This is a genomic window from Saccharothrix sp. 6-C (assembly GCF_016695385.1).
GTDB classification, from domain to species: Bacteria; Actinomycetota; Actinomycetes; order Mycobacteriales; family Pseudonocardiaceae; genus Actinosynnema; species Actinosynnema texasense.
Genome location: NZ_CP064192.1, coordinates 912,233 through 930,713 on the forward strand (window position 1 = coordinate 912,233; position 18,481 = coordinate 930,713).

Sequence of the window (18,481 nt, forward strand, 5' to 3'; positions counted from 1 at the left end):
GGTGGTCAGAGCAGCACGCCGGCCCGGCCCAGGTCGTGGTTGAAGTACGCCGAGAGGGTCGACGCGGACGCCCGGTAGACGATGGCCTGCGAGGCCGGGTCGAGCACCAGGTAGTCCCCGTCGTACCCGGCGACGGTGAGGAAGTGCGGCACGTCGCGGCCCGACCACGGCAGGCTGACCATGTTGCCCGCTACGATCGCCGGTCGGCCGTTGCGGACGTGGGTGAGGACCCGGTTCAGGTCGTTGAAGACCACGGTGGCGTTCACGCCGTTGCGCGCGAGCGCCCGCTGGACGTCGGACTCGTTCGTGCCGAACTTGGCGGGGTCGTTCCAGGTCGGGTCGTAGCCCATGTCGGAGCGCGCGCGGTTGATCGCGTCGACCGGGCGGCTCGCGTTCCACGACCTCGGGGTCACGCCCGCGGCGAGCAGCGCGGACACGACGCCGGCCGGACCGCAGTCCTCGCCCTGGTTGGGCTGCCCGTGGAACTGCGACACCGGCACCAGCCGCCCGGTCTGGGCGCCGCAGTCCGGCACGCCGGGGATGCGGTAGTCGTAGCCGGTGGCGAGGTAGGCGTCGGCGAGGTAGCCGCGCAGCGCGGGCACGTAGTCCCACAGGTCGCTGGTGAACCCGCGCGTGTTGGTCACCGACTGGCCGCGCGCCTGGCAGGAGATGTCGACCCGCTGCCCGTCCCACACGAGGCCGAGGGAGGAGGCGGTCGAGGTCGGCGCGGACCGGATGGTGAGCCCGTCGCCGTCGGTGTTGCCGACCGTGGCGGTCGCCGCGGACGCCGCGCCCGCGCCGCCGACGAGCGCCGAGGCGGTCAACACGGGTAAGAGCAGGGAGCGGAGCAGTCGTGTCACGGGGTGCCTCCACGTGGTCGCCGGGCGGTCGCACCGGGTGGGAGAGGCGTTTCCCGGCGACGGTTCCCGCCCCGGGCGGGCGGCTTCGTGGTCGCGCAGGGCCCGGCGTGCCGGACCGGCGCGAGGCGTCGACGGCGACTGACTAGGTGTTCTGTCCTGTGAGGTTGGGGACGCGGGTGGCGGGTGGTTGGCCGCCCAGTGCGGTGTGGCCGCGGTGGTGATTGTAGGTGTGCAGCCATCGCGGCAGCGCGGCTCGTCGTTCGGTCTCGCTGAGGTATGCCTCGGCGTAGGCCCATTCGTCGAGCAGGGTGCGGTTGAAGCGTTCGACCTTGCCGTTGGTCTGGGGTCGGTAGGGGCGGGTGCGTTTGTGGGTGATGCCGGTGTGGGTGAGGGTGTCGCGCCACAGGTGTGAGCGGTAGCAGGAGCCGTTGTCGGTCAGCACCCGCTTCACCGTCACCCCGGCGGCCCGGAAGAACGCGTTGGCCCTGGTCCAGAACGCGGCGGCGGTTTCCCTGGTCTCGTCGGGCAGGATCTCGGTGTAGGCCAGCCTGCTGTGGTCGTCCACGGCGTTGTGCAGGTAGGCGTAGCCGAGGTTGGGGCGGCCGTGGACCCTGCGGGGCCTGTCCGGGTCGCGGTGGGCGGAGCTGTTGCGGCCGCTGGCGGCACGTCCGTGGACCTTGTGGCCGCCGCCGTCGGGGATGTTGCCCAGCTTCTTGATGTCGACGTGGACCAGGGCGCCGGGTGCGGCGAGTTCGTAGCGGCGCACCGGGGCGGCGGTGGCCCGGTCCAGATGCGCCAGGCGGGCCAGGCCGAAGCGGCGCAGCACCCGGTGCACGGTGGAGGGGTTCAGGCCGAGCAGGTAGGCGATGCGGGCCGGACCCCAGCGGCGGGCCAGGCGGACCTTCACGATCCGGCGTTCACGGCGGGTGGGCAGGCGGCGCGGGCTGTGGTGCGGGCGGCTGGAACGGTCGACCAGACCCGCCTCGCCCAGTTCGCGGTAGCGGGAGGCCCAACGGGCGGCGGTGGTCGGCGAGACCTGGAACCGCTCGGCCGCGCGTCGCAGCGGCCACCCGTCCTGCACGACACACCGGGCCAGGCGCAGCCGGCCCGCCGGGGTCAGGGGTGCGTTAGCGTGGGTCACGAGGGCCTCCGTCGGTCAGGTGCAGACGTCGCAATCCACACCGAACCCGGAGGCCCTCCCTCATTCCAACATCATCCGACTACGTGTCGGACCGCCCACAACCTCCCAGGGCAGTACAACTAGGGCTGACGCGGCGCGGTCGACGGGTGCGGGGACAATGGACGGATGGATGGTTACCGCTCCGGGTTCGCGTGCTTCGTCGGCCGCCCCAACGCAGGCAAGTCGACGTTGACCAACGCGCTGGTCGGGACCAAGGTCGCGATCACGTCGAGCAAGCCGCAGACCACCCGGCACACCATCCGGGGCATCGTGCACCGCGAGGACGGCCAGCTGGTCCTCGTGGACACCCCCGGCCTGCACCGCCCGCGCACGCTCCTCGGCCAGCGCCTGAACGACCTGGTGCGGGAGACGTGGACCGAGGTGGACGTGGTCGGGTTCTGCGTGCCCGCCGACCAGAAGGTCGGCCCCGGCGACAAGTTCATCGCCGCCGAGCTGGAGAAGATCGCCAAGCGCACCCCGGTCATCGGCATCGTCACCAAGACCGACCTGGTCGGCCAGCAGCAGGTGGCCGAGCAGCTGCTCGCGCTGCAGAAGGTGATGGACTTCGCCGACCTGATCCCGGTGTCCGCGGTGAACGGCTACCAGGTCGACGCCCTGGCGGACCTGGTGCTGGGCAAGCTGCCGGAGGGTCCGGCGCTGTACCCGGACGGCGAGCTGACCGACGAGCCGGAGCTGACCCTGGTCGCCGAGCTGATCCGGGAGGCCGCGCTGGAGGGCGTGCGGGACGAGCTGCCGCACTCGATCGCGGTCGTGGTGGAGGAGATGCTGCCCCGCGAGGGGCGTGACGACCTGGTGGACATCCACGCCAACGTGTTCGTGGAGCGGCCCAGCCAGAAGGCGATCATCCTGGGCCACCGGGGCGAGCGCCTGAAACAGGTCGGGATCACCTCGCGCAGGCAGATCGAGAAGCTGCTCGGCACGCGCGTGTACCTCGACCTGCACATCAAGATCGCCAAGGACTGGCAGCGCGACCCGAAGCAGCTGCGCAGACTGGGTTTCTAGGGACTGGCGAAGGTGGCGAACCTCTACCGCGACACCGGTGTGGTCCTGCGGGTGCAGAAGCTCGGCGAGGCCGACCGGATCATCACGCTGCTCACGCAGAAGCACGGCAAGGTGCGCGCGGCGGCCAAGGGCGTGCGCCGCACGTCGTCGCGGTTCGGCGCGCGGCTGGAGCCGTTCGGGCACGTGGACGTGCAGTTCTACCCCGGCCGGACGCTGGACGTGATCACGCAGGTGGAGACGCTGGACGCGTTCGGCGTGGTGCTGGTGGACGACTACCAGCGGTACACGGCGGCCTGCGCGGTGCTGGAGACCGCGGACCGGCTCACGTCCGAGGAGGGCGAGCCCGTCCTGCGGCTGTACCTGCTGGTCACGGGCGCGTTGCGGGCGTTGGCGGCGAAGGAGCGGGACGCCTCGCTCATCCTCGACGCCTACCTGATGCGCGCGATGGCGTTCGCGGGGTGGGCGCCGGCGGTCGACGAGTGCGCCCGGTGCGCCGACCCGGGCCCGCACAAAGCGTTCAACGTGCACGCGGGCGGCATGGTGTGCGCGCGGTGCCGGCCGCCGGGCAGCGCCACGCCGTCCACGGACACGTTGCGCCTGCTCGCCGCGCTGCTGCACGGCCGGTGGGACGAGGTGGACGGCATACCCACCGGCGCGCGCCGCGACGCGAGCGGCCTGGTCGCCGCGCACCTGCAGTGGCACCTGGAGCGGCAGTTGCGCTCGCTGCCGTTGGTCGAGCGAAAGGCGCAGCCGGCCGACGGTTAGAGTCGCCTGCCGCACCGGAGAACTCCTCCGCAGCACACCATCCGAGAGGACAGCCATGCTCCGCCGACGGCGGGTTGAGCGCGTCCAGCGCGTCACCCGACCCCCGGAACCGCACCCCACCGGCGCCACGCCCCCGGTGCTGCCCGCCGACCTCGTGCCCAGGCACATCGCGATCGTGATGGACGGCAACGGCCGCTGGGCCAACCAGCGCGGCCTGTCCCGCATCGAGGGGCACAAGCGCGGCGAGGCCGTCGTGGTGGAGGCGGCCAAGGGCGCGATCGAGATGGGCGTGAAGTGGCTGTCGCTGTACGCGTTCTCCACCGAGAACTGGCGGCGCAGCCCGGAGGAGGTCCGCTTCCTCATGGGCTTCAGCCGTGACGTGATCCGCCACCGCACCGACGAGCTGGACGAGCTGGGTGTGCGGGTGCGGTGGGCGGGTCGCCGGCCGAGGCTGTGGCGCAGCGTCATCACCGAGCTCGAGGTCGCCGAGGAGCGCACGAAGGACAACGACGTGCTGAACCTGGCGATGTGCATCAACTACGGCGGGCGGGCCGAGGTCGGCGACGCGGCGCGGGAGATCGCCCGGCTGGCGGCGGCGGGCAAGATCAACCCGGAGAAGGTCGACGAGCGGACCCTCGCCAAGCACATGTACCAGCCCGACATGCCGGACGTGGACCTGTTCATCCGGCCCTCCGGCGAGCAGCGCACGTCCAACTTCCTGCTGTGGCAGTCGGCGTACGCGGAGCTGGTGTTCCAGGACATCCTGTGGCCGGACTTCGACCGGCTGGACCTGTGGCGCGCCTGCGAGGCGTACGCCATGCGCGACCGGCGCTTCGGAGGCGCCGTGGACAAGCCCGACGTGGAGGATTCTTAAGTGACCGACGAGGACGCCAAGGTGACCGCGGAGCTGCTCACCGCGGCCCGTGAGGCGTTGGAGCTGTTCCACGAGGTGCACGTCGACGACGACGGGGCGCTGAGCTTCCAGCACGCGGAGGTGCCGTGCGCGGTGCAGGCGATGCGGCTGGCCGACGGCCTGACCGTGCTCAGCCTGACCTGCGTGGTGGCGTGGGACCTGCCCAACGACCCGAGCCTGGCCGTGTCCGCCGCCGAACGCGCCGGTCAGGGCCTGTTCGGCACGCTGGGTGTGGTGAACACCGAGCGCGGGATGGACGTCACCCTGCGCTACGCGTTCCCGGCCGAGGGGCTGAAGCCGGAGCCGTTGAGCACGTTGTTGATGCTGGTCGTGTCCACTGCCTCGCAGCTGCGCAACGAGCTGCTGGCCGGAACCGGGGACGGTGCCTGATGGCCGGGGTGATCGTGTACGAGCCCGATGACGAGTCGGACGTGGAGGGCCTGCCGTGGGCCATCACGTTCGAGGCGTCGGCGGGGGAGGAGTGGGCCTCGTTCGTGTGCGGGCCCTACGAGCGCGACGACGCGGTGCGGCTGGCCGAGGAGGTGCTGGCCGCGAGCCGCGGCGTGACCGCCGTGGTCGAGCCCCTGCTGCCGGTCACGGAGGCGGTGGACGTGCTGGCGACCATCGCCGAGCTGCGCGACGAGGACGAGACGGCGCAGTAGCCGCCCGGCGGGCCCGGTCCGGCCGGTGCGCGGTGCTCCGGTCACCCTTTCGACGGCAGTGCCGCGGGGACGCACCTCGCTACCGTGGTCGGACCGCGCCCGCCGGAGGTGTCCCGTGATCATCGAGAAGCTCGCCGCGAAGTTCGCCGCGTCGGTGGCCGCGGTGCTGGTCGCGGCGGTCTGGTCGGTGGCTCCGGCCGGCCCGGCGGTGGCGGCGGCGGGCATCACCGTGACCGGTGTCTCGGTCGGCGACTACCCGGACAGCGGTCTGTGGGTCTCCGGGACCGCCACCTGCTCCACCACCACCGGCACCGGTGTCGTCGACGTGTCGGCCCTCCAGGTCCTCTTCGGCGCGAACGCCTCCGGGTGGGGCGGCACGACCGTCTCGTGCGCGGACCAACCGGCCTACTGGTCGGTGTTCGCGAGCACCGCGGGCGCGTGCTTCCAGCCCGGCACCGGCTCCGGGTGCTTCCAGCGCGACTCGCTGGCCAGTGTGTTCGCCACGCTGACCAGGGGCGGCGCGCAGGAGGCGTTCCACGGCGACGCCTTCCCGACCTGACCGGCGTGCGGCCCCGTCGGCGCCGCCGTGGCGGTCGCTACTCGTCGGCGTCTTCGGAGGCGTCTGCGGCCGAGTCCTCGAACGCGTCCTCGGGGCGGCCGACGAAGGTGAACATGCGCACGCCCGCGGTCAACGGGCGTGGGTCGGCGTGGAGGCGGTGGGCGGCGGCGCCGAAGCCCGCGTCCGGGTCGGACAGCCAGTGGCGGTGGAAGCCGCGGTCCTCGAACCACTCGCAGATCAGCGGCACGCGGTCCGGGGCGCCGCGGTGGCGGGTCCAGATCACGGTGCCGCCCGTCCGGCACAGCGCGGCGCAGTGCTCGACGGTCCGCTCGATGTCCTCGTCGGTGATGTTGCCGAACACGCCGCAGACCAGCACGAGGTCCGCCGGCGCCAGGTCGCGGTAGTGGTCGGTGAGCGAGGCGTCGGCCGCCAGCACCTCCACCCCGGTCAGGCCGGCCGCCCGTGCCGCCGCCTCGGCGATGGCGGCGTTGCGCGGGTCCAGTTCGACCAGGCGCGCCCGGACGTCGTGCCGCCGGGGGTGCTCGGCGAGCACTTCCAGCAGGTCGCGGCCCTGACCGGCGCACAGGCTGAGCACCCTCAGCGGGCCGGGCGGGCTGTCGTCCAACGCGGCCTCGACCTGCGCCTGGACGGCCCGCAGCCGCCGGGCGAGCCCGGAACCCGGACGGTCGTAGTCGGCGTGCCACTCGTGCCAGTCCACGACGCGAACCTACCGCCGGTGACGGTCGCGTGGCCGGCGACCGAAGACCAGCCGGAGGTCGGTGAGCCGGGCGCGGTGGTTCTGGCATCATCTCGAAAGTGACAATCACTGGCGAAATCCGGGGTGCGGGACCGCGCCGCCCGCCGCCGCGCTGGAGGATCACTTCGCTGGAAGTGCTCTGCGCGTTGCTCGTGGCGGCGCTGTTGTTGCAGGACTGGCTGGTCGGCGTGCTCGACGTGCCGGTGCTGCGCACGGCGTCCACGGTGTTCGTCGCGGTGTGCGTGCAGGCGCTGCCGTTCCTCGTCCTCGGGGTGCTGATCAGCGGCGCGATCGCGGCGTTCATCCCGGCCTCGGTGCTGCGCCGGGCGTTGCCGAGCAGAACCGCGCTCGCCGTGCCCGTCGCCGGTGTCGCCGGGGTGGCGCTGCCCGGCTGCGAGTGCGCGGCCGTGCCCGTCTCCCGCCGGCTGATGCAGCAGGGCGTGGCGCCCGCCGTGGCGCTGACGTTCCTGCTCGCCGCGCCCGCGGTGAACCCGATCGTGCTGGTGTCCACGGCCGTGGCGTTCCCCAACGCGCCGATGATGGTGCCCGCGCGGTTCGTCGGCGCGCTGCTCACCGCCGTGGTCATGGGCTGGCTGTGGACCCGGTTCGGCAAGGCCGAGTGGATCGCCGAACGCGCGTTGCGCCGCCTGCCCGACCACGACGGCACGTCCCGCTGGCTGGTGTTCGCCGAGACCGCGCGGCACGACCTGGTCGACGCGGGCGGGTTCCTGGTGCTCGGCGGCGTGTTCGCGGCGGCGTTCAACGTCCTGGTGCCGCAGGCCTGGCTGGAGACGCTGGGCGGGCAGGTCGTGCTGGCCGTGGTGGTGCTGTCGTTGCTGGCCGTGGTGCTGGCGCTGTGCAGCGAGGCGGACGCGTTCGTCGCGGCCTCCATGTCGGCGCTGCCGCTGCTGCCCCGGCTGGTGTTCCTGGTCGTCGGCCCGGCGGTCGACGTCAAGCTCATCGCGCTGCAGGCGGGCGCGTTCGGCAAGTCGTTCGCGGCGCGCTTCGCACCGGCCACGTTCGTGGTGGCGATCGCGTCGGCCCTGGCGGCGGGAGCGGTGTTCCTGTGAGGCGGGAGAACCGAGGAGACGTGGCCCATGAGGCGTGAGACGCAGAACATCCTGCTGGTCCTGCTCGGCGGCGCGCTGCTCAAGCTCGCGCTGACCGGCACGTACCTGCGGTACGTCAAGGAGTCGTTGCAGCCGTGGCTGGTCGTGACCGGCGGCGTCATGGTGGTGCTGGCGCTGGTGTCGATCGCCCGCGACATCCGCGCCGGCCAGACCCACGCCGGTCACGCGCAGCCCGGCGGGGTCGAGCACGCCGGGCACGAGCACGGCACGTCGCGCAGCCCGTGGATGCTGCTGCTGCCGGTGTTCGCGGTGTTCCTGATCAGCCCGCCGGCGCTGGGCGCGGACACGGTCAACCGGTCCGACCGCAACGCCGCCCAGGAGGCCAACGCGTCCAGCGGGTTCGCGCCGCTGCCGGCCGACGAGGTCGTCCCGCTCACCATCAGCGAGTTCGTCACCCGCACCGCGTGGGACGACTCCGGTTCGCTGGACGACCGCACGGTCAAGCTCACCGGGTTCGTCGTGCGCAAGGACGCCGACGTGTTCATCGCCCGGCTGACGATCTCGTGCTGCGCCGCGGACGCCTCGCCGGTCAAGGCGAAGATGGTGGGCCAGGACTTCGCCGCGCTGCCCACCGACCAGTGGGTCGAGGCCACCGGCCGGGTCGTGCCCGGCTCGGCGACCAAGGAGAGCGCGTTCGTGCCCACGTTCACGGTGTCGCGGATCGTGCCGGTCACCACGCCCGAGGACACCTACGAGGGCTGAGCCGCACGGCTACGAGGGCTGCGCCGCCGCCCGGCCGTCGGCGCAGCAGTCGCGGCACGTGCCGAAGATCTCCACGGTGTGGCTGACCTCGACGAACCCGTTCTCCGCCGCGATCCGGTCGGCCCACTTCTCCACCGCCGGGCCCTCCACCTCCACCGTGCGGCCGCAGCTGCGGCACACCAGGTGGTGATGGTGGTGCTGGGAGCAGCGGCGGTAGATCGCCTCGCCCGAGTCGGTGCGCAGCACGTCGACCTCGCCCGCGTCGGCCAGGGACTGCAACGTGCGGTAGACCGTGGTCAGGCCGATGCCCTCGCCGCGCTTGCGCAGCTCCTCGTGCAGCTCCTGGGCCGAGCGGAACTCGCCCAGCGAGTCGAGCAGCTTGGACACGGCGGTGCGCTGCTTGGTCGAGCGCAGCCCGGGCACCGCGGTGGTCGGGCGCTCGCTAGTGGTCACATCTCCTCCGTCCGGGGGGTCCGGTCGGTCTGGTTGATACCACGCGGCGGCCCCTCGTCCACATGGGTCACCGCGTCGACCACGATGTGCGCGAGGTGCTCGTCGACGAGCCGGTAGACGACCTCCCGGCCGTGCCGCTCGCCGTGCACCACGCCCGCGGCCTTGAGCACCCGCAGGTGCTGGCTGATCAACGGCTGGGCCACGCCCAGCGCCTCGACCAGCTCGTGCACGCACCGGTCCGCCTCGCGCAGTTGCAGCACGATCGCGATCCGCACCGGCGCGGCGAGCGCCCGCAGCAGCTCGCCCGCCGCGGACAGGGTCCGGGTCGGCTGCCGCGGCGCGGGTGGTGGCACCCGGCGTTCCGTGGAGTGCACGTGTTCGCCTCGCACTCCGACCGTCACGGCGCCTCCCACGTGGTATGGATTTTCACCACCGATACTACGGCGCTAGAGCACGGACACCGTGATGAGCACCAGTACCCCGAGAACGAGCAGTCTCAACACGCGCGCGCTCGGGGTGAGCAGGGCCCAGGTGGTGGCGAGCAGCGTCGCCACCCCGAGCGCCAGCAGGCCCAGCAGCAGCGCGCCCACCGTGCCCCGCACCCACACACCGGCCAGGAACAACGCCAAGACCAGCAGGAACGCCGCCGGCGCGGGTACCCGCGAGAGCGGTCCGGCACCGGGGATCAGGGTCCGCTTCGAGTCACCAGCCACCGTGGCATCCTTGCACCGTGCTGCTCGTGTGCCGCTTCACCGTGGCGGAAACCGGGGTCGAGGCGTTCATCGGACGCGTCGACCGGGCGTTGGCCCTGCTCACCGCCCAGCCCGGCTGCCGGCGCGGCGGGCTGTCGCGGTCCACGGACGAGGCCGACCGCTTCGTGCTCACGGTCGAGTTCGACTCCGTGGTGGCCTACCGGCGGGCGCTGTCGCCGTTCGAGGTGCGCGAGCACGTCATCCCCCTGCTGTCGGAGGCGAGCACCGACGAGCCGGCCGCCTACGAACCGCTGCTGGTGGCCGCCGACGGCGCGGTCCGCCGCGAGGTGAGCCTGCTGGCGCACGACGCGGGCACCGTCCGCCTCGGCGAAGCCGCCGGTCCGACCACTCCCCGCTGACTCCGGTCGACCACTCCGCGTCGGGACTGCCCGCTCACGCGACAGCGCGTGAAAGCGGAACCGGCGCCGTCTCCACCACCGGAACGCGCGCACGGGTGTGGCCCGGTCGCCGGAGGGCGACCCGACGGCAAGGACTACCCTGGCAAGCCCGTTTCCGTCCTTTTCTGCATCTCCCGATGGAGTGTCCGTGGCAGCCGATCGCATCGAGACCGTCGTCAGCCTGTGCAAGCGTCGCGGGTTCGTCTACCCGTGTGGCGAGATCTACGGCGGCACCAGGTCGGCCTGGGACTACGGTCCGCTCGGTGTCGAGCTGAAGGACAACATCAAGCGCCAGTGGTGGAACTTCATGGTGCGCGGCCGCGAGGACGTCGTCGGCCTGGACTCGTCGGTGATCCTGCCGCGCGAGGTGTGGGCGGCGTCCGGCCACGTCGAGGCGTTCGTCGACCCGCTGATCGAGTGCAACTCGTGCCACAAGCGGTTCCGGCAGGACACGCTGGTCGAGGAGTACGCGGAGCGCACCGGCAAGCAGGTCGCGGAGGGCGACGTCTCCGACGTGCCGTGCCCGAACTGCGGCAACCGCGGCCAGTACACCGAGCCGAAGATGTTCAACGGCCTGCTCAAGACCCACCTCGGCCCGGTCGAGACCGACGAGGGCCTGCACTACCTGCGCCCGGAGACCGCGCAGGGCATCTTCACGAACTTCCTGAACGTGCAGACGACGTCGCGCCGCAAGCCGCCGTTCGGCATCGGCCAGATCGGCAAGAGCTTCCGCAACGAGATCACGCCGGGCAACTTCATCTTCCGCACCCGCGAGTTCGAGCAGATGGAGATGGAGTTCTTCGTCGAGCCGGGCACGGACGAGGAATGGCACCAGTACTGGATCGACGAGCGCACCCGCTGGTACACCGAGCTGGGCATCTCCAAGGAGAACCTGCGCCACTACGAGCACCCCGGGGAAAAGCTGTCGCACTACTCCAAGCGCACCGTCGACATCGAGTACCGGTTCCAGTTCGGCGGCCAGGAGTGGGGTGAGCTGGAAGGCATCGCCAACCGCACCGACTTCGACCTGAACACGCACTCGGAGCACTCGGGCGTCGACCTGTCGTACTTCGACCAGGCCACCAACTCGCGCTACCGGCCGTTCGTCATCGAGCCCGCCGCCGGTGTGGGCCGGCCGATGATGGCGTTCCTGCTGGAGGCCTACACCGAGGACGAGGCGCCGAACGCCAAGGGCGGCGTGGACAAGCGGGTCGTGCTGCGCCTGGACCGCAGGCTGGCCCCGGTGAAGGCGGCCGTGCTGCCGCTGTCGCGCAACGCCGACCTGTCGCCGAAGGCCAAGGACCTGGCCAACGCCCTGCGCAAGCACTGGAACATCGAGTTCGACGACGCGGGCGCCATCGGCCGCCGCTACCGCAGGCAGGACGAGATCGGCACGCCGTTCTGCGTCACGGTCGACTTCGACACCCTCACCGACCACGCCGTCACGGTGCGGGAACGCGACACCATGTCGCAGGAGCGGGTGTCGATGGACCAGCTGGAGGGCTACCTCGCCGCCCGCCTGATCGGCGCCTGACCCGACGGGTCACGCGGGTCGCGGCAGGCGGCGCACGAGCCGGGCCCGCTCGACGTCCACGTCGACGTCGAGCAGCCGCGGCTTGCGTTCCGCCTGCTCGCGCACCTCGGGGAGAGGACAACGGCTCGCACCGGGGCAGCAGGACCCGCATCTCGCCGCTCGCGTCGTGGCCGAGCCGGCCCAGCTCGACAGCGTTGCTCAGGAGGCCGCGCCCGCCCGGTGCTCGGACGGGCTCACGCCGCGTTCCCGCTTGAACGCCGTGCTCAGCGCGAACGCGGTGCTGTAGCCGACCTGGCGGGCGACCGCGGCGACGGTGGCGGACGGTTCGCGCAGCAGGTCGGCGGCCAGGGTGAGGCGCCAGCCGGTCAGGTAGGCCATCGGCGGCTCGCCGACCAGGTCGGTGAACCGCCTGGCCAGCGCCGCCCGGGACACGCCGACGGCCTCGGCCAGCGCGCCGACCGTCCACGGACTCGCCGGGTCGCCGTGCAGCAGGCGCAGCGCGCGCCCCACCACGGGATCGGCGTGCGCCGAGTACCAGGTCGGCGTCTCCGCCTCCGGGCGGCAGAACCAGGACCGCAGCACGGAGATCAGCAGCAGGTCCAGCAGGCGGTCCAGGACGGCTTCCTGACCCGGCTCGTCGCGGGTGATCTCGTCGGCCAGCAGCGGCACCAGCGGCAGGTCCGCGCGCGGCGCCACGAGGAACGGCGGCAGCGCCGACAGCAGCCGCCGGCTCACCTCGCCGTCCACCTGGTACGTGCCGCTGAGCATCACCACCGACCCGTCGGGGTTCGCGCCCCACGTGCGCACGCCCAGGCCCCACTGCTCGCACAACGCGGCGCCGTCCGGCGTGGTGGTGATCTCGCCGGGGTGGACCACCGCCTGCACGGGCGTGCCCGGGTCGTCGGCCAACGCGTACGGGTCGGGCCCGCGCAGCACCGCCACGTCGCCGACGCGCAGCGGCACGGGATCGGCGTCGTGCGGCAGCAGCCACCCCTCGCCGCGCACCATCGCCACCACGGTCAACGGCGCGCGGTCCTCGATGCGCAGCGACCACGGCGGGTCCAGGACGGTGCGCATGAGGAACGCGCCACGGGCGCGCGGCCCGTCCAGCAGCCCGGCGAGAACGTCCACGGCCGCCAGCCTAAGACGCTCGCGCATGCGATCGAGCCGTTCGGCGATGGGCGGTCCGGGACCCGTCGGCTTGACTGGGGTCATGTTCCCCACGGTGACGATCATCGCGGCCCTCGGCTGCGGAATGATGGCCGGAGTCTTCTTCGCGTTCTCCGCGATGGTCATGCCCGGTCTGCGGCGGGCCGAGCCGGCGGTCGGCCTGGCCGCGATGCGGGCGATCAACCTCGCCGTGGTGAACCCCGCGTTCATCGGGGTCTTCCTCGGCACGGCGGTCGTCGGCGTGGTCGCGGCGTTCGAGGGCGACCCGTGGGCGTGGGCGGGCGCGGCGCTCTACGTCCTCGGCGGGATCGTGCTCACAGGCGCGTTCCACGTCCCGCGCAACAACGAGCTGGAGCGGGTCGGCACGACCGGGCACTGGACCCGCTACCTCCGCGAGTGGGTGCCCATGAACCACGTCCGGGCGTTGCTCAGCCTGGCCGCCGCGGTGTCCTTCACCCTCGCCGCCCTCGACTAGCCCACTGGGTGGTTCGGGCGGCCGCAGCACTTCTTGTACTTGACGGTCGAGCCGCACCAGCAGCGCTCGTTGCGGGCAGGGGGCCAGGCGACCGCGCCGCCTTCCTCGACGATCTCGTTCAGGCACGCCAGGCGGGTGTCCTCGTCGGCGGGGTCCCCGCCGGTCCGCGCCGCGAACTCCAGGAGTTTCGTGGTGGTCAGCGGCACCATGGTGATCCGGGCGGTGCCCGTCTCGGACAGCTCGCGGTTGGCGGCCTCGCGCTCGGCCATCACGCGGTCGGCGTCGGAGTGCTGCACCAGTCGAGGCCAGGTGGTGTGCGCGCGGGCGATCTCGTCGCGCGGCCAGAACAGCACCCGCGCCTCCTGCGGCACGGCTCGGGGTGTCAGCGCGCGGGTGAAGTCCTCGGCGTGGTCCGCCAGGGACTCGACCGACTCGTCCAGCTCGTCCGGGGGCATCGCCAGGGCCTGGCGCACGCGTCGTCGGCCGGCCAGGACGTTGTTGGCGTAGGTGGCGAACCCGAACTCGCCGTCCCGCTGCGCCAGCTCCTCCTCGGTCAGCCGGGACACGGCCATGGTGAACCACGTCAGCGACTCGTCGAGCGCACCGCGTTCCTCCAGCAGCTCGGCCGCCAGGTGGTACGGCGACGCCGACGGCGGACGCTCGCGGCGCAGGGTGTCGAGCTGGGCTTGGGCCTCCTCGACCCGGTCGAGGCCGAACAGCAGGTCGGCCAGCGCCACGCGCGCCTCGCCGCCCTCCTCGCCGCCCTCGGCGACCACCTGGTCCAGCAGCGCGATCGCGCGGTCGTGCTCACCCGCCTCGCGCCACTCCTCGGCCGCCTCGATCAGGATCTGCGCCCGCTCCTCGGGGTACCGGGCCAGGTCGGCTTCCAGGCGAGCGGTGAGGTCCGCGGCCTTTCCCGTCTTCATCCCGCAGAGAGTATTCCGATTACTGAGAGTGATTTGCCACCCAGGTGAATGACCTGGATCACGCACATTCGAGTGAATATCGAGCCGAGTGTACGAAGGCGGTTCCGGATTCACCGCAACGTCACCCGCCTTTGTGACACTGGAGTTCCAGGCGCGGCTCATCGGGGGGTGTCATGGCGCGTGTCGTTGTCGTCGCAATCGCCTTGGCGCTCGTCGCCGTGCTCGCGCCGTCGCCGCCGGGCGCCGTCGGCGTCGTGCGCGCCGCCCCGGTCGGCCACGCCGTGGCCGGGTCGGAGGAAGAACCCGGCCGCGAGTGCCGCAACGGCCCCGAACCACGATCTTGGTCCACCCGATCGTGGCCGGCCAGGGGCGTGCCGCGCTCTGATCGCGGCACCCCCGGCACGGCCCGCCGGGCCACCGCCGGCCCCGTCCCGCCGGTAGGACGAGGCCGCGAAGAACACCTCCGCTCCTGGACGACCCCGTCGGCTTTACAGGTGTTCCGGAACTGATCGGCGCCCCACCGCCAGTAGTTCGCATCGTCCGACCACAGACGAGTGGGGTAATCCGAATGGAATTCCGTCTACGGTTCCGGCCTGCCCGCGCACACCCACCTCGCGTTTCCCAGGAAATGAGACGAGGGCCCGCCGGCGAGCCCGAACCCTTCCTCCGCACGAACTCACGCACGGTGAACGGCCCGAGGGCCGAGGCGTGAGCACCCGGACCGAACGACCGGCCCCGCCGACGTTCTGGCCCGACGTCGGCGCGTCGCTGGTGGTGTTCCTGGTGGCGCTCCCGCTGTGCGTGGGCATCGCCGTCGCCTCGGGCGTCCCGGCGGAGCTGGGCATCATCACCGGCGTGGTGGGCGGCCTCGTCGTCGGCCTGCTGCCCGGCAGCACCATGCAGGTCAGCGGCCCGGCGGCGGGCCTGACCGTGCTGGTCGCGGACACCGTCGCGGCACACGGCCTCGGCGCGATGGGCCTCATCGTGCTCGGCGCGGGCCTGCTCCAGGTGGCGATGGGCCTGCTGCGGCTGGGCCGCTGGTTCCGCGCCATCTCGCCCGCCGTGGTCCAGGGCATGCTCGCGGGCATCGGCCTGGTGCTCGTGCTGGGCCAGCTCTACCCGTTCGGCGGGCAGGACCAGCCCGCCACGACCGGCGCGAAGTTCGCCGGGCTGGTCGACCTCGTCCGGGCCGCGCTGACGACGGCGGTCGGGTTGAGCGGCTTGGCGGTCGGCGTGCTGACGCTGCTCGTGGCGTGGCTGTGGAAGCGCACGCCGTGGCGGGCCGTGCCGGGGATGCTGGTGGCCGTCGTGGTCGCCTCGGCGGTGGGCGCGCTGCTCCCGCTGCCGCGCATCTCGGTGGGCCCGCTGACCGACGTGGTGTCCCTGGTCGACTTCTCCCTGCTGGACGCCGGCGTGCTGGGCGCGATGCTGACGTTCGCCCTCGTGGCGTCGGCGGAGAGCCTGTTCAGCGCGGCGGCCGTGGACCGCATGCACAGCGGTCCGCGCACGAGGTACAACCGGGAGCTGGTCGCGCAGGGCGTCGGCAACGCGGTGTGCGGCGTGCTCGGCGCGTTGCCGATGACCGCGGTGATCGTGCGCAGCGCGGCCAACGTGGACGCCGGCGCCCGCACCCGGCTGTCCCGCGTGCTGCACGGCGGCTGGCTGCTGGTGTTCGTCGTGCTGCTGCCGGGCGTGCTGTCCTACGTGCCGCTGGCGGTGCTGGCCGCGCTGCTGGTGCAGGCGGGCTGGAAGCTCCTGGCGCCCCGACAGGTCCTGGCCCTGGCCCGCGTGGACCGGGCCGAAGCGGGCATCCTGGTGCTCACCGCGGGCCTGATCGTGCTCACGGACCTGCTCACCGGCACCCTCGCCGGCCTGCTGGCGGCGGTGGTCAAGACGGCCTGGGACATGTCCCGCCTGACCGTCACGGTGACCGCGCACGGCGAGGACCACCACCACGTGGCGGTGCGCGGCAACGCGACGTTCCTCAAGCTTCCGGGCCTGCTGGAGTCCCTGGAGGCCGTGCCGGACAGCAGGCACGTCCGCGTCGACCTGACCGGTGTCCGCCACCTCGACCAGGCGTGCGGCCAGGCGATCGACCACTGGGCCGCGGGCCGCGGCAGCGTGGAGCTGATCCACCCGGTGTCCGACTGAACCGACCCCCGGCGCGGGCGATCCCCGCGCCGGGGCGGTCACCCCCTGGCCCGCCGGGCGTGGTTGGCGTGCTTGCGGGCGGCGAACCCGTGCGCCTCGGCGAGCAGCGGCCCGATGGCGTCCGCCGTCGCCTCGCCCGGCGACACCACGCACACCCAGTGCTGCGACGCGTACACGGGGTGCGGCATCACGCGGTCCCGTTCCGCGTGGTCGAAACCGGTGTCGAACACGCCCCGGTCGTCGCGCCCGGTCGGCACGGCGCCGAACATCGCGGTGTAGGTCGCCTTGGTGAGCCCGATGTTGAGCCGGTAGGCGCCCGGCTCGGTCAGCTCGGACACCTGCTCGTAGTGGTCGCCGGTCACGATCGTCGCGAACGGCAGCTGACGCTCCGGCGGGAGGTCGCCGTCGGGGTCGTAGAGGAAGAACGTGTCGCCGTACGCCTCCATGACGCGGGTACCGGCGAAGGTCGAGCTGATGTGGTCCGTCATCTCCTCGGCAGTCACACCTTCAAGCGTAACTTTGAAGTCCTTTGTGAGACTTTTCCGAAGATTCCGCAGGACAAGCAGTGAAAAGCCTCAACCCATCAGATGGGCGACGCGTACCGGAGGCGGTGCACCGCCGGTTCCACGGCCAGCACACAGGCCGCCGCTGCGCCCGAACCCGCCCAGACGAGCCAGTCGGACGACCCGACGGCCGCCCACACCGCGCCCGCCACCACGACGACCGGCCGCAGCAGCGTGAACGGACCCAACCCGACCAGGATCACGAAGGTGCTCTCCCGCATCGGCAGCAGCCAGTACGCCACCAAGGTCGCCACCACCAGCGCCGCGAACGGGACCAGCACCTCCAGCAGCCGCGTTCCCGCCCGGACCAGCTCGGCGTACCGGGCGGCGGCGTCGGGCGCGGCCACCAGGGGCAGCAGGAGCAGCAGGGCCACCGCGGCGAGGCCGACCGCGCCGCCGAGCAGCCCCCGCCACGCGGCGCGCAGGTAGTAGGCGCGCTTGTGGATCCGCGCGTTGCGGCCGGTGGACGCGCGGAACCCGGCGAAGCAGGCGTCGGTGAGGGCGAGCAGGCACAGCGCCGCCGGTACCGCCGAGCTCACCGCTGCTCCCGCGCCGGAACCGTGACCAGGCCGCGCGCCCGGCGGCCCAGGGCCCGCCGAACCCCGTCGACCAACGCGGGTCGCAGACCGACCACCGGGCGCATGGCCGCGCAGAACGGGTTGGCGTGCCGGACGGGTTCGAACAGGAAGACGTCCATGCCGTCGGCGTGCGCCGCGGCGTCGAGCAGCACCCGGTCGCCGTGCGCGCGCCGCGCGGACGCCACACCGTCGTGCCTGCCGAGCGGCTCGCGCATCCGGGCGCGGTGGAACACCCACGCGCCCAGCGGGGCCAACGGCGTGGCGGCGACGTCGTAGTGCAGGAACGCCTGCGTGCCGGGCCGGTCCTGGGCCCGGAAGAACGACGGCAGGGCGTCGGCGGCGAAGTGGTGCAGCACGCCGTTGGACAGGTAGACGGTGGCGTGCCCCGGCAGGGCGAACGCGTCGGCGACGAAGAACCGGCACCGCAGCCGCTCGTGGCGGGCCAGCCGCGACGCCTCGGCGATCAGGGCCGGGTTGAAGTCGACACCCACCAGTTCGACGTCCTCGCCCAGCACGCCGGACGCGGCCAGCGACCGCACCACGAACCCCAGCCCGCAACCGATGTCCACCACGCGCAGCGGTGTGACGCCGGCCTGCCGCGCCGCGGCGAGGATCGGGCGCAGCACCTCGGCGAACCGCCGCACCATGTGCAGCTCTTCGTTGAGCCGTTGCAGCTCGGTGTGCACGCGGACCAGCAGCCGGTCCACCGCCGCCGGGTCCAGCACCCCGTTCACGGCCGGGATGCGCTCCACGATCCGGGCCGCCCGCTCGTCGCCCGCGTCCCGCAACCGGGTCGCCACCTCGGCCCGGTGGACGTCGAGCCGTGCGCCGGTGCCGGGGTCCCGGGCCACCACCAGGTCGGAGATCTCCAGCACGGCCATCGAGCGAGCGTAGCGATCACCGGCCGTCGGGAGGGCCTGATCGCGGTGC

Annotated in this window: 23 protein-coding genes; 12 read left to right on the forward strand and 11 right to left on the reverse strand. The window is 72.6% G+C overall.

Annotation, left to right across the window (positions count from 1 at the left end):
* Positions 1-5: 5 nt before the first annotated feature.
* Both IOD16_RS04250 and IOD16_RS04255 read right to left on the reverse strand, forming a co-directional pair.
* Entirely contained in the window at positions 6-860 is an 855-nt protein-coding gene (locus tag IOD16_RS04250) for a C39 family peptidase (RefSeq protein WP_201438958.1), read from the reverse strand.
* Between the two features lie 142 nt (positions 861-1,002).
* Positions 1,003-2,001: an IS481 family transposase gene (locus IOD16_RS04255; protein WP_201438959.1), complete on the reverse strand. Its 999-nt coding sequence runs from the start codon at positions 1,999-2,001 to the stop codon at positions 1,003-1,005.
* 165 nt (positions 2,002-2,166) lie between these two features.
* On the opposite strand from IOD16_RS04255, the gene era reads away from it, so the two are divergent.
* From era to IOD16_RS04285, 6 genes are all read left to right on the forward strand, one after another.
* Complete coding sequence (era, locus tag IOD16_RS04260) at positions 2,167-3,063, forward strand: GTPase Era (RefSeq protein WP_123743564.1); 897 nt, start codon at positions 2,167-2,169, stop codon at positions 3,061-3,063.
* Between the two features lie 12 nt (positions 3,064-3,075).
* Positions 3,076-3,828, forward strand: a complete 753-nt coding sequence (gene recO / locus IOD16_RS04265; protein WP_201438960.1) for a DNA repair protein RecO — start codon at positions 3,076-3,078, stop codon at positions 3,826-3,828.
* A 55-nt stretch (positions 3,829-3,883) separates the two neighbouring features.
* Positions 3,884-4,702, forward strand: a complete 819-nt coding sequence (locus IOD16_RS04270; protein WP_123743562.1) for an isoprenyl transferase — start codon at positions 3,884-3,886, stop codon at positions 4,700-4,702.
* A complete protein-coding gene (locus tag IOD16_RS04275) occupies positions 4,703-5,131 on the forward strand; it encodes a YbjN domain-containing protein (RefSeq protein WP_123743561.1) in 429 nt (142 codons plus the stop codon).
* Positions 5,131-5,403 carry a hypothetical protein gene (locus IOD16_RS04280; RefSeq protein ID WP_123743560.1) on the forward strand — a complete coding sequence of 91 codons (273 nt, stop codon included), beginning with the start codon at positions 5,131-5,133 and terminating at the stop codon, positions 5,401-5,403. The genes IOD16_RS04275 and IOD16_RS04280 overlap by 1 nt, the downstream gene beginning before the upstream one ends.
* A 115-nt stretch (positions 5,404-5,518) precedes the next feature.
* Complete coding sequence (locus tag IOD16_RS04285; protein ID WP_201438961.1) at positions 5,519-5,962, forward strand: hypothetical protein; 444 nt, start codon at positions 5,519-5,521, stop codon at positions 5,960-5,962.
* 37 nt (positions 5,963-5,999) lie between these two features.
* Here IOD16_RS04285 and IOD16_RS04290 read toward each other — a convergent pair whose 3' ends face one another.
* Positions 6,000-6,680: a class I SAM-dependent methyltransferase gene (locus IOD16_RS04290; protein WP_201438962.1), complete on the reverse strand. Its 681-nt coding sequence runs from the start codon at positions 6,678-6,680 to the stop codon at positions 6,000-6,002.
* A gap of 98 nt (positions 6,681-6,778) precedes the next feature.
* Between IOD16_RS04290 and IOD16_RS04295 the strand changes: the two genes are divergently transcribed.
* Together IOD16_RS04295 and IOD16_RS04300 are read left to right on the forward strand one after the other, a co-directional pair.
* On the forward strand, positions 6,779-7,789 hold the full coding sequence (locus IOD16_RS04295) for a permease (protein ID WP_123743557.1): 1,011 nt from the start codon (positions 6,779-6,781) through the stop codon (positions 7,787-7,789).
* Positions 7,790-7,816: 27 nt separating this feature from the next.
* Positions 7,817-8,551 (forward strand): TIGR03943 family putative permease subunit, encoded by a 735-nt coding sequence (locus IOD16_RS04300; RefSeq protein WP_201438963.1) that lies wholly within the window; start codon positions 7,817-7,819, stop codon positions 8,549-8,551.
* A gap of 9 nt (positions 8,552-8,560) precedes the next feature.
* Here the strand turns inward: IOD16_RS04300 and IOD16_RS04305 are convergent, their stop codons facing one another.
* Genes IOD16_RS04305 through IOD16_RS04315 form a run of 3 tightly spaced genes read right to left on the reverse strand, consistent with a single transcriptional unit; the run spans position 8,561 to position 9,717 of the window.
* Positions 8,561-9,004 (reverse strand): Fur family transcriptional regulator, encoded by a 444-nt coding sequence (locus tag IOD16_RS04305; protein ID WP_201438964.1) that lies wholly within the window; start codon positions 9,002-9,004, stop codon positions 8,561-8,563.
* Positions 9,001-9,405, reverse strand: a complete 405-nt coding sequence (locus IOD16_RS04310) for an ArsR/SmtB family transcription factor (RefSeq protein WP_201438965.1) — start codon at positions 9,403-9,405, stop codon at positions 9,001-9,003. The genes IOD16_RS04305 and IOD16_RS04310 overlap by 4 nt, the downstream gene beginning before the upstream one ends.
* Before the next feature lie 45 nt (positions 9,406-9,450).
* A complete protein-coding gene (locus IOD16_RS04315) occupies positions 9,451-9,717 on the reverse strand; it encodes a DUF6703 family protein (RefSeq protein ID WP_236594748.1) in 267 nt (88 codons plus the stop codon).
* 17 nt (positions 9,718-9,734) lie between these two features.
* Between IOD16_RS04315 and IOD16_RS04320 the strand changes: the two genes are divergently transcribed.
* Both IOD16_RS04320 and IOD16_RS04325 read left to right on the forward strand, forming a co-directional pair.
* Entirely contained in the window at positions 9,735-10,115 is a 381-nt protein-coding gene (locus IOD16_RS04320) for an antibiotic biosynthesis monooxygenase family protein (RefSeq protein WP_123743553.1), read from the forward strand.
* A gap of 187 nt (positions 10,116-10,302) precedes the next feature.
* Complete coding sequence (locus tag IOD16_RS04325; RefSeq protein ID WP_123743552.1) at positions 10,303-11,688, forward strand: glycine--tRNA ligase; 1,386 nt, start codon at positions 10,303-10,305, stop codon at positions 11,686-11,688.
* Between the two features lie 198 nt (positions 11,689-11,886).
* Here the strand turns inward: IOD16_RS04325 and IOD16_RS04330 are convergent, their stop codons facing one another.
* Positions 11,887-12,819: an AraC family transcriptional regulator gene (locus IOD16_RS04330; RefSeq protein WP_201438966.1), complete on the reverse strand. Its 933-nt coding sequence runs from the start codon at positions 12,817-12,819 to the stop codon at positions 11,887-11,889.
* A gap of 82 nt (positions 12,820-12,901) precedes the next feature.
* Between IOD16_RS04330 and IOD16_RS04335 the strand changes: the two genes are divergently transcribed.
* Positions 12,902-13,333, forward strand: a complete 432-nt coding sequence (locus tag IOD16_RS04335) for an anthrone oxygenase family protein (RefSeq protein WP_236594749.1) — start codon at positions 12,902-12,904, stop codon at positions 13,331-13,333.
* On the opposite strand, the gene IOD16_RS04340 is transcribed toward IOD16_RS04335, so the two are convergent.
* The gene (locus IOD16_RS04340; protein WP_201438967.1) at positions 13,330-14,259 is read right to left on the reverse strand and encodes a tetratricopeptide repeat protein; all 930 of its coding nucleotides are present in this window, start codon (positions 14,257-14,259) and stop codon (positions 13,330-13,332) included. The two genes, IOD16_RS04335 and IOD16_RS04340, sit on opposite strands and share 4 nt — an antisense overlap.
* A 708-nt stretch (positions 14,260-14,967) precedes the next feature.
* Here IOD16_RS04340 and IOD16_RS04345 point away from each other — a divergent pair.
* Complete coding sequence (locus IOD16_RS04345; RefSeq protein ID WP_201438968.1) at positions 14,968-16,410, forward strand: SulP family inorganic anion transporter; 1,443 nt, start codon at positions 14,968-14,970, stop codon at positions 16,408-16,410.
* Positions 16,411-16,448: 38 nt separating this feature from the next.
* On the opposite strand, the gene IOD16_RS04350 is transcribed toward IOD16_RS04345, so the two are convergent.
* The 3 genes from IOD16_RS04350 to IOD16_RS04360 form a co-directional block, all read right to left on the reverse strand.
* Positions 16,449-16,913, reverse strand: coding sequence for a DUF6194 family protein (locus IOD16_RS04350; RefSeq protein WP_236594750.1), 465 nt, complete (start codon positions 16,911-16,913; stop codon positions 16,449-16,451).
* Between the two features lie 80 nt (positions 16,914-16,993).
* The gene (locus IOD16_RS04355; RefSeq protein ID WP_201438969.1) at positions 16,994-17,512 is read right to left on the reverse strand and encodes an oxidoreductase; all 519 of its coding nucleotides are present in this window, start codon (positions 17,510-17,512) and stop codon (positions 16,994-16,996) included.
* Positions 17,509-18,432, reverse strand: coding sequence for a methyltransferase domain-containing protein (locus tag IOD16_RS04360; RefSeq protein ID WP_201438970.1), 924 nt, complete (start codon positions 18,430-18,432; stop codon positions 17,509-17,511). The genes IOD16_RS04355 and IOD16_RS04360 overlap by 4 nt, the downstream gene beginning before the upstream one ends.
* Positions 18,433-18,481 lie beyond the last annotated feature (49 nt).